The 9,995-nt window shown below is 50.6% G+C and carries 7 protein-coding genes; 5 read left to right on the forward strand and 2 right to left on the reverse strand.

Annotated features, from left to right (window positions below; genetic code table 11):
* A complete protein-coding gene (locus ACJAZW_RS05200; protein WP_415155816.1) occupies window positions 1–2,304 on the reverse strand; it encodes a putative bifunctional diguanylate cyclase/phosphodiesterase in 2,304 nt (767 codons plus the stop codon).
* 305 nt (window positions 2,305–2,609) lie between these two features.
* Between ACJAZW_RS05200 and ACJAZW_RS05205 the strand changes: the two genes are divergently transcribed.
* Both ACJAZW_RS05205 and ACJAZW_RS05210 read left to right on the forward strand, forming a co-directional pair.
* Window positions 2,610–3,857: a Ppx/GppA phosphatase family protein gene (locus ACJAZW_RS05205; protein WP_415155817.1), complete on the forward strand. Its 1,248-nt coding sequence runs from the start codon at window positions 2,610–2,612 to the stop codon at window positions 3,855–3,857.
* 167 nt (window positions 3,858–4,024) lie between these two features.
* The gene (locus tag ACJAZW_RS05210; RefSeq protein ID WP_415155822.1) at window positions 4,025–4,678 is read left to right on the forward strand and encodes an RlmE family RNA methyltransferase; all 654 of its coding nucleotides are present in this window, start codon (window positions 4,025–4,027) and stop codon (window positions 4,676–4,678) included.
* On the opposite strand, the gene ACJAZW_RS05215 is transcribed toward ACJAZW_RS05210, so the two are convergent.
* On the reverse strand, window positions 4,668–6,062 hold the full coding sequence (locus tag ACJAZW_RS05215) for a DHA2 family efflux MFS transporter permease subunit (protein ID WP_415155818.1): 1,395 nt from the start codon (window positions 6,060–6,062) through the stop codon (window positions 4,668–4,670). The genes ACJAZW_RS05210 and ACJAZW_RS05215 overlap by 11 nt on opposite strands.
* A gap of 207 nt (window positions 6,063–6,269) precedes the next feature.
* Here ACJAZW_RS05215 and guaB point away from each other — a divergent pair, with 207 nt between their 5' ends.
* Genes guaB through ACJAZW_RS05230 form a run of 3 tightly spaced genes read left to right on the forward strand, consistent with a single transcriptional unit; the run spans window position 6,270 to window position 9,509 of the window.
* Entirely contained in the window at window positions 6,270–7,772 is a 1,503-nt protein-coding gene (gene guaB / locus ACJAZW_RS05220) for an IMP dehydrogenase (protein ID WP_415155819.1), read from the forward strand.
* A 5-nt stretch (window positions 7,773–7,777) separates the two neighbouring features.
* Window positions 7,778–8,203 (forward strand): MAPEG family protein, encoded by a 426-nt coding sequence (locus ACJAZW_RS05225; RefSeq protein WP_415155820.1) that lies wholly within the window; start codon window positions 7,778–7,780, stop codon window positions 8,201–8,203.
* Between the two features lie 7 nt (window positions 8,204–8,210).
* Complete coding sequence (locus tag ACJAZW_RS05230) at window positions 8,211–9,509, forward strand: RsmB/NOP family class I SAM-dependent RNA methyltransferase (protein ID WP_415155821.1); 1,299 nt, start codon at window positions 8,211–8,213, stop codon at window positions 9,507–9,509.
* Window positions 9,510–9,995: the final 486 nt, after the last annotated feature.

Genomic DNA, 9,995 nt, shown 5'->3' on the forward strand with positions numbered 1-9,995 from the left:
CTAGCCAACTTCGCTAACTGCTGCTGGAGCGTTTTTTCTCAAAAGCGCCTCAGCGGCTGACGCATCCATCGGACGGCCAGTAAAATAGCCCTGAATGTGGGTCACACCAACGGATTTTAGAAAATCCATTTGCGCTTGTGTTTCCACGCACTCCGCAACAACCGAGATATTTAGTGCCTTCCCGATTTCTGCTACCGCTGTCGCAACCGCAGCGGAGCTTGGGTTCGTCTCCAAATCTCTTACAAAGCTGCCATCAATTTTTATCTTGTTGAACGAGAAGCGCTGCAATTGGCTGAGCGAGGTATATCCGGTGCCAAAGTCATCAAGGGAAACCTTCACACCCAGATCTTTGAGCTGCTGCAATTGTTTCAAGCTGTTTTCGATGTCGACGATGAAAGCAGTTTCTGTGATTTCGAGTTCCAGCAGATCGGCGGGAAAATTAAAACGCTTTAGTTGACGACGCAGGAAGTCAGCAAATCGCGAATCTTGGAATTGCACGGCAGAGAAGTTCACAGAAATCTGCGTGCGAACCGGCCAAGACGCAGCTGTCTTGATGGCTTCCTTTGTGACCCACCGGCCAATTGCCATGATTTGCCCTGTTTCTTCCGCCGCCGGGATAAATTTGGCCGGCATCATCTTGCCATTGGTCGGGTGCGTCCAACGCACAAGACACTCAAAACTTGCAATACTGTTATCGTCCGCTTTGATGATGGGTTGAAATGCCAGCCTGAATTGGTTCTTGTCCAAAGCCTGCTTGATGTCCAACTCCAACGCGCGCATTTGCTGCATACGTTGGTCCATCTGTGGCTCAAAATAAGCAAACTTGTTGCGACCTGCTTTTTTCGCTGCATAAAGTGCCATGTCGGCGCGCTTGAGCAAAAGATCAGCATCGTTGCCGTCTTTGGGCGCAATTACGATGCCAACCGACGCCCCAATTTGGATGAAATGTGAGTTGACATTAAACGGTTGGTGGAGCGCATCAACAATTTGTTGTGCCAAATCGCGGGGGGATCGTGCTTGGGGAGACAGCGTTTGGATAACGAGGAACTCATCGCCAGCCATCCGCGCCACATCACCCTCATCCAAACACACATCACAAATCCGGTCGGCAACCTGTTTTAAAAGCATATCGCCAATTGGATGCCCCAATGTGTCGTTTACACCCTTAAAGTGATCAAGGTCGATATAGTGAATAGCCATTTCAGAAGCCTCATCCATCTGATCAAGCTTTTTGATAAACAATTCATGCACTGAAACTCGGTTCATAAGGCCGGTCAATTGATCGACCCAAGCCAAGTTCCTTATCCGTGCCTCGGTTTTTTGTTTTTCTGTCACATCGGCAAATACAATGACAATATTGCCGTTTTCCATCGTGCGGGTCGAAGCAGAAACAAAGCGGCCATCATCAAGTTTTGCCGTTTCGCTCCACTCGCCACGATCATTGCTGCTGGTTTGATTCTTGATCTTGGAATGATCGTCTGGATGAAACGCTGAAATGATTTTATCCATCGGCGTTCCGTGCTGGAACAGGGTCCGTTCGGCGCCGATAATGTCGGCGACTTTTTCGTTCCAAACCACAAGATTACTGTCCTGATCGAACATGCATAAACCATGTGACATGTTGGTCAGCGCGGCATCAAATCTTTCGGCCTGCTGTTTAAAAGAGGTGGCCAATTCTGCATTGCGCTGTTTGTTCTCAAGCGCATCGATTATTGTTTTGCGCACCGCCAGCGTGATGTCTGTCATGCCAAACATAAATATCAGTAGGGCAGTACCAACAACTTGATAGAAAATGGTGTCTTGCAACACCAACGCAAGTCCCATCGGAATGGTGGCAAGATAGAGTTGACCAAGGGCTAACCATGGTCGACCCGCGTTGCGACCCGCAATGCTTGCGCCATATGCAGCGGCCGTCGTCGTCAACATGAGGTCAACGGGCGCGTTGTCGATCCGGGTGATGGCAAAAAATGTCACAAGCCCCAAACCAGCGCTGAACGCGGTGGCACCAATCGTGTATGCCCATTCCCAAACGCGAACATTTTCGACAGTTACGGGGTTGCCGCTCTTAAGATATACGATGCCAATCACTATCCGAGCAATGGCAGTCAAAACAACGAAATATCCCAGATTGACGACCACTTGATCATCTACATAGATCGCTAAGATTGTGGCAATAAATATTCCTGCCAAAGCCCCGGAAATTAAGGATGCAAACGGATGAAATAGCCCGTCAACAAGATGCGCTCGAATGACCGCGGAAAGTTGCTGCTCTGAACGAATTGTTGTTAAAAGACGGCCAAACATAACAAATACCTATCAAACAATGCACAGAAAATATATCGGTTAATTATATCAATGTAGTTAAAACCTTTATTAATTGTGACCTTACCAATATTTTTTACACCGAATTTTATCGTTTTTTGTCAGTGCGTTGGCAAAATTATAGGGGTAAATGCGGCATTTTCGTTCAGAACAGGCATTTTCTACTCATGTTTAGAATGACAATTGCGCAATTCGTTGGATTCAACTAACATCGACACCAACATGTAAACAAAATGCCCTTCGGCGCGCCCATTGACGGCAAGCGACGCAAGGCAACGGAGCAAAATGTGGTCGATAGTAATCGGCCCGTAGTTGGTGCGAAGAAGCAACGTTCGACGCCGCCCGAAGACCGTTCGAATTCGATATTGAACGGGTCAAGTGCGCCCAAGAACGCTGCAAATGCGCAGGCCACCAATAAAAAGCGGGCACGCAAAAAAGGTTTTCGGCATAGCCCCAACAATTCTGCGGTTAGCCAAAAACCGGCGCTATATGGTGCCCTTGATCTTGGCACAAACAATTGTCGCTTGCTGTTGGCAAGACCGACGGCTGTTGGATTTAAAGTTGTCGACGGCTTTTCCAGAATTGTAAGACTAGGCGAAGGACTTACTGGTTCTGGTCGCTTGTCTGAAGACGCAATGGATCGCACAATTGATGCGCTACGCGCCTGCAAAGCGAAAATCGAGAATCAAAATGTCACGAGATTCAGATTGATTGCAACAGAGGCCTGTCGTTCTGCGGAAAATGCGCCTAGCTTTCTAGCAAGGGTTGAACGTGAAGTTGGTTTTTCACTCGAAGTCGTGGATCGGCAAACCGAGGCGCAGCTTGCTGTGACGGGATGCGCTGACTTGGTGGAGCCCGGGGTTGCAGGCGCCATCGTTTTTGACATTGGTGGCGGTTCATCAGAGCTTGCTTGGCTGGATTTTAGAGGAGGACGGCCAAAAAGCCCTGGCAAGATGGCGTCGTCCATCCGCTCTTGGCAGTCCTTGCCCGTTGGTGTTGTGTCAATTGCTGAAAAATTTGATGGCGTAAATGTCACGCCAGAGAGCTTTGAGGAAATGGTGGCTTATGTCTTAAGTCACTTGAAGAAATTCCGGGGACGCGAGAAACTCAAGCGCACGATGGAAGAGCATCCGCTCCACCTTGTCGGCACGTCAGGCACGGTGACGACGTTGGCGGGTTTACACCTCGGGTTGGACCGTTATGATCGCTCAAAAGTCGACGGGTTGTGGATGCGTTCAGACCAGGTTGAAGACACGATGCGGGTCCTGATCAACATGGATTATGAACGGCGCAAGGCCAATGCATGCATTGGTCGTGATCGTGCAGACCTTGTTTTACCCGGTTGCGCAATATTTGAAGCAATTCGCCGAGAATGGCCGTGCGAGCGTATTCGTGTCGCCGATAGGGGCCTGCGCGAAGGCATATTGATTTCGCTTATGTCGCAAGACCGTGTTTGGTCCAAGCCAACCGGTGGACAACGTCGACGTCGGCCAAAACTTACACAGCACACCACCAATCAAGGGACGGCCTCATGAAAGAGAAAGTCAAAGTTAAAGGCACTAAACGGCTAGGCACCAAAGCTGGTGGGGTCAAAAAAGCCAAAATGAATGCGCGCGCGGAAAAACGCGATGCAAAGCAGCGCAAAACTGCCCGCCAAGAAGAAACAGGAGCCAAGTCTAGCCGTAAACCTGAAGCCCGTGGCATGAGCACGCGGGTTAAAACGGCAAAGGGCAGAACCACGTCCTCAACCAATTGGCTGAAACGCCAACTTAACGACCCCTATGTGCAAAAAGCAAAGCTTGAAGGCAGGCGTTCACGCGCTGCATATAAAATCATCGAACTGAATGAGAAAAACGACCTCATTCGTCCGGGTATGCGGGTCGTCGATCTTGGTTGCGCCCCCGGCGGTTGGTGCGAAGTTTGCACCGAAATATTGGGAATTGATCCGAATGACCCAAAAGTTGTCGGAATTGATTATCTCGAAATGGGGGCATTGCCGGGTGTGATATTTATCCAAAAAGACTTTAACGATGATGATGCGCCGGACGTGTTGATCAAAGCTCTCAAAGGCAAAAAAGTCGATCTTGTTTTGTCTGACATGGCAGCGCCAACCACAGGGCATCGCCCGACCGACCATATCCGCATTATGGCACTGGTTGAGCTTGCCGCTAACTTTGCCATTCAAATCCTCAACCCAGGCGGAACGTTCGTTGCAAAAGTGTTCCAAGGTGGCACCGAGCACGAGTTGCTCGCCCAACTTAAGAAGAACTTCAAATCAACATTCCACGCCAAGCCACCGGCATCGCGCCAAGACAGCGCAGAAACCTACCTGATTGCCAAAGGCTTTAAGGGATAGGTATTTTGGCGACGTGCCCAGACACGTCGTCACCCACCTGTTTGGACAAACCAAATAGGGGCAGCAGCGACACTACAGTGATCGCTGCAAGTATGAAGAATACGATCTGCATTTCCGCAACGCCAACTTCAACACCGCGCACGAACGCGAGCCCTTCGAGCAGCAACGCTGTTAAGGCCACGCCAAAAGCGAACGCCAATTGTATTGACACCGAGCTGAGGACAGTGGCTGAACTCGTGTGTTCATCAGTCGTCTGAGTGAACGTCAGTGTGTTCAGCGACGTGAAATACATGGAACGGAAAAAGCCCATGAATAGCAATATCGACATCATGATCCAGACCGGCGTTTGTGCGTTGAAGAAACCTTGAGCAATGGTCAGAACGGCCGAAACACAAACGCCCGCGATTAACAGCGTACGGAAACCAAACCTACCCAGTGCGGGCTTGAGGAAGAATTTCATCAAAATGGCGCCAGCCGCACCAATGAATGAAATCATGCCCGATTCAAACGGCGAGTAGCCAAAGCCTATTTGCAGCATTAACGGAAATAGGAATGGCACCCCACCAATGGCCACGCGAAAGACAAAGCCCGCATTGGTTGCTGTGCGGAAAATGGGTTCGTCAAAAACCTTGAGATCAAGAACAGGGTTCTGGACACGTCTGGCGTGGAAAATATACAAGAGCCCGCAGATAAGCCCTGCAACGGCAACTGACACGCCAAATATGGGGGGAAGCGCTGGCAAGCTGATCACCGACAGGCCAAATATCAATCCGGAAAAGCAACTGCCCGTCAGCAAAAATCCGATCCAGTCGAGCTTGCGTTTTTCGCGGTGACCCGTGCCACTCAGGTATTTACTTGCCAGCAAAATGCCGATGATTCCAATCGGGATATTGATATAGAATATCCATTGCCACGAGAAATAGGTGGTCAGAAATCCGCCAATTGGTGGACCGGCTAGGGGACCGAATAGGGCTGGGACAGTCAGCCACGCCCACGCATTGATCAGGTCTTTTTTGGGTGTATTGCGAATGAGGATGAGCCGCGAGAGCGGCGTCATCATCGACCCACCTACACCCTGTAGAAAACGCGCCAACACAAATGTGAAAAGCGAGTCAGCAAATGCGCAAGCGATTGAGCCAAGCATAAACACCACAATTGCGCTGCGAAAAACATTCCGCGCGCCATATCTGTCCGCCATCCAACCGCTAATCGGGATAAAGATCGCCAGCGCCACAAGATAGGCTGCTAGTGCAAGTTTTAAGGAAATTGGCTCCGATCCGATGTCTGCCGCAATGGCAGGCAGAGAGGTGGATATCACCGTGGAATCCATCATTTCCATGAAAAGTGCCACCGCCAATATAAGCGGTGTGATACGGTTGGACATAATACCCTAAAGACTCAGTGGTTGGACCAACACTGTGCCATGACGTGTTTTGCGATGCAATTGTCATACAACTTTTGTGGAATAGAGCTCTATGCAAAAGGTTGATGCCATGTTAATGACCCTCGCCAACCAGTAGAATGGTGGCGACGCTCTCCACCAGTCTCACGTATACCCCAAATTCGTGTCCTTAGACGGAGGCTTACGCCCGTGGCAAAAATCATTTCTACAGCAACCGGTGATACCGCATTAACGTTCGACGACGTTTTGTTGCAGCCAGCTCAATCCAGTGTAATGCCTGCCGATGTTGACCTCAAAACCAGAGTCACAAAGGACATTGAGCTAAACTTGCCAATTCTATCGTCTGCCATGGATACTGTTACCGAAAACAAAATGGCAATTGCATTGGCACAAGCCGGCGGCATGGGCGTTATTCACCGCAATCTAACGCCCGAGCAACAAGCCGAGCAAGTAAAGCAGGTAAAACATTTTGAGAGCGGCATGGTGGTAAACCCGATTACCATTGGCCCCAAAGCGACATTGGCCGACGCTTTGAGCATCATGGAAAGCCGCAATATTTCTGGCGTACCCGTGGTCGAAAATGGTAATACTGGCGGCCGGATCGCTGGCAAACTCATTGGCATTCTGACCAACCGCGACGTTCGGTTTGCACAGAATCCAAAGCAGCCAGTCGCCGAACTCATGACCAAAGAAAACCTGATTACGGTGCGTGATGGTGCCACGCAGGACGAAGCCAAACATCTGCTCCACGCCAACCGGATCGAGAAACTGCTGGTTGTCGATGAGGCGTACAATTGCGTGGGTTTGATCACCGTAAAAGACATCGAAAAAGCCCAGCTTCACCCAAATGCGATCAAAGATAGCAAGGGTCGGTTGCGCTGTGCCGCGGCCTCGACAGTTGGCGATAAGGGCTACGAACGCTGCTTGCAATTGATTGATGCCGAAGTTGATCTGCTGGTGATCGACACGGCCCACGGTCACAATGTTGAAGTGGCGAAAATTGTAACACGCCTCAAAAAAGAAAATTCTCGCGTACGCATCGTCGCGGGCAATGTGGCCACCGCAGCTGCAACGCGCGCGTTGATTGACGCAGGCGCTGATGCAGTGAAAGTTGGCATTGGTCCAGGCTCAATTTGTACCACGCGGATTATTGCAGGTGTGGGTGTGCCCCAGCTCGCAGCGGTTATGGCGTGCGCAGAAGAAGCGGCAAAATCTGGCATTCCAATCATCGCTGATGGCGGAATCAAATTCTCAGGCGATTTGGCTAAGGCGTTGGCTGGTGGTGCAAATTGCGCCATGGTCGGTTCGCTTTTGGCGGGCACAGACGAAAGCCCGGGCGAAGTTTACCTCTATCAGGGTCGGTCCTATAAGTCGTACCGTGGCATGGGGTCAGTTGGCGCGATGGCGCGCGGATCAGCTGACCGCTATTTCCAACAAGATGTCACCGACTCGATGAAATTGGTGCCAGAAGGCATTGAGGGGCAAGTGCCGTATAAGGGGCCAGCGGGTGCGGTATTACACCAATTGGCTGGCGGCTTGCGTGCATCAATGGGGTACACGGGTGCGGCCAATTTGATCGACTTCGCGGCCAATGCGGAGTTCGTGAAGATTTCTGGCGCAGCTTTGAGCGAAAGCCATGTGCATGATGTTTCAATTACGCGCGAAAGCCCAAACTATCGCGGCGGTCGATAGGTAAAATGGTATTTGTCGAAAAACTTTTGCTGATTGCGGTGTTCGCGCAGGTCTTTTTGATGTTCGCTGTGCTGATCATACTTGGCAGCCGTCGCCTGCCGCTGGTTTTTAACGAGAAAATCAAGATTGCAGACGTCGCGCTGGATGGTGAAGCTTGGCCGCTACCAGCAAAACTGGCGTCGAACAATTTTTCCAACCAGTTCCAATTGCCGATGTTATTTTTTGCGCTTGCTGGTGTTGCGTTATCAATTCAACAAGTCAGCTTGTGGTTGGCAATTCTTGCCGTGCTATTTGTGATCAGCCGCTATATACATACCGCAATCCACATCACAGGTAACCGCGTTCATCGCCGTTTTCTTGTGTATGTTATCGGCATGGCCATTCTTGCCCTGATGTGGCTGGGCTTTGCTGTTCAAACTCTAATTTTGTGAGGCGCAGATGCGTTTACCCGGTCGGCTGAATGCCGCTATTGAAGTTCTGGCTGATATTGAAAAACGCAAACGCCCCGTTGGCGATGCGCTCAAAGACTGGGGCCTGTCGCACCGCTTCGCAGGCTCTGGCGATCGTGCCGCTATTGGCAATATCGTTTATGATGCTTTGCGTAAAAAACTGTCGCACGCTCACGTGGCCCGGTCACAAAGTTCACGCAGTTTGGCCTTCACCACATTGGTGCGCGATTGGGGCGAAAACCCAGAAGAGTTGAACGCCAGTTTTGCCGACGATAAATTTGCGCCAGAGGTTTTGTCCGAAAAAGAGATTGAAACGATCACGCGCGAAAACGCGTTATTTGACGCGCCTGAACATGTGCAAGCCGATGTGCCCGAATGGACGCAGCACTCGTTTGAAAGTAACTTTGCAGAAGAGTGGATTAAAGAGGGCGCTGCGCTTGCTGAACGCCCACCATTGGATATGCGGGTCAATAGTCTTAAGACGACACGTGAGAAGGTCTTAAAAGCCCTTAGCCACACCAATGCACAGCCGACTAGCATTGCAACAAATGGTATTCGGATCGAAGCTGGCAAGCGAGATTCGCGCACCCCGAACGTGCAAGCCGAAGAAACGTTCAAAAAGGGTCGTTTTGAAATTCAGGACGAGGGCAGCCAAATTGTCTCTGAACTGATCTATGCGCGACCCGGCGAAAAAGTTCTCGACCTTTGCGCCGGAGCAGGCGGCAAATCGCTTGCCGTTGGCGCGATGATGGAAAACAAGGGCCAGCTCTTCGCCTACGATAGCGATAAATCACGGCTTGCGCCGATTTGGGATCGCATCAAACGGTCTGGATTGCACAACATTCAAGTGCGCCAACCCCACCATAAAGATCCGCTTGTTGATTTGGTTGGTTCTATGGACCGTGTGGTGATTGATGCGCCCTGTACGGGGTCTGGTACTTGGCGTCGTCGCCCTGATGCGAAATGGCGTCTGACCAAACAATTGATGGACCAGCGCTTGCAAGAGCAAGAAGAAGTGCTGTCACAAGCCGTACCGTTCGTGAAATCTGGTGGCTTCCTAGTTTACATCACTTGCTCAATTTTCCCTGAAGAAAATGAGGGCCAGATTTACGCCTTCATGGATGAGAACCCAAATTTTGAGTTGTTATCAGCAGGCGAAGTTTGGCAAGACCTATATGGTTTTGACAAGTCAATGCCATGGTCGAGCGATTTGAAATCGGTGACGCTTACACCAGCTTCAACCAACACTGACGGCTTTTTCTTCTCGGTCTTGCAGCGCACGAACTAGCTAGAAATCCGAAAGGCAATCGCTGCATTGCGGCGATTGCTGGCTTTGCATTGCTCTGTTTTGCGTACATTCCCAGCCTTGAGCCGGGATCACGCTGCAGCCATAAAGAAGGCAAGAGCGTTCAGGACACCGAGCTGGCGACGTAAAATTGCTGCATGATATTAGAACGATTTCTCTTGCAATGCCCAGTGAGGTCTCAAAGCAACTCCCATTAATACTGGGTGCCTGAACATTCCGAAAATGAGAGGCGACCCCGGATCAGCCTGCGTGGTGTGAACACCACTTAGTTGTCCGGGGAGGCCAAAAAGGAGGTGGCGGTTAGTCTTCAGGGCTTTACGTTGTTTTGGTGTGGGTGAGTGTAGGTGACCCCGGATCAAGTCCGGGGAGGCCGGGTGTTTACTGAGTACAAGCCTGATGTGGTATCCTCGATTGCAGTTTTCGGCCCGCACTTAATGCGGAACAGGTTTCCCTCCCCCTTGGTGGGGA

It is taken from the genome of Maritalea sp. (assembly GCF_047634455.1).
Classification (GTDB): Bacteria; Pseudomonadota; Alphaproteobacteria; order Rhizobiales; family Devosiaceae; genus Maritalea.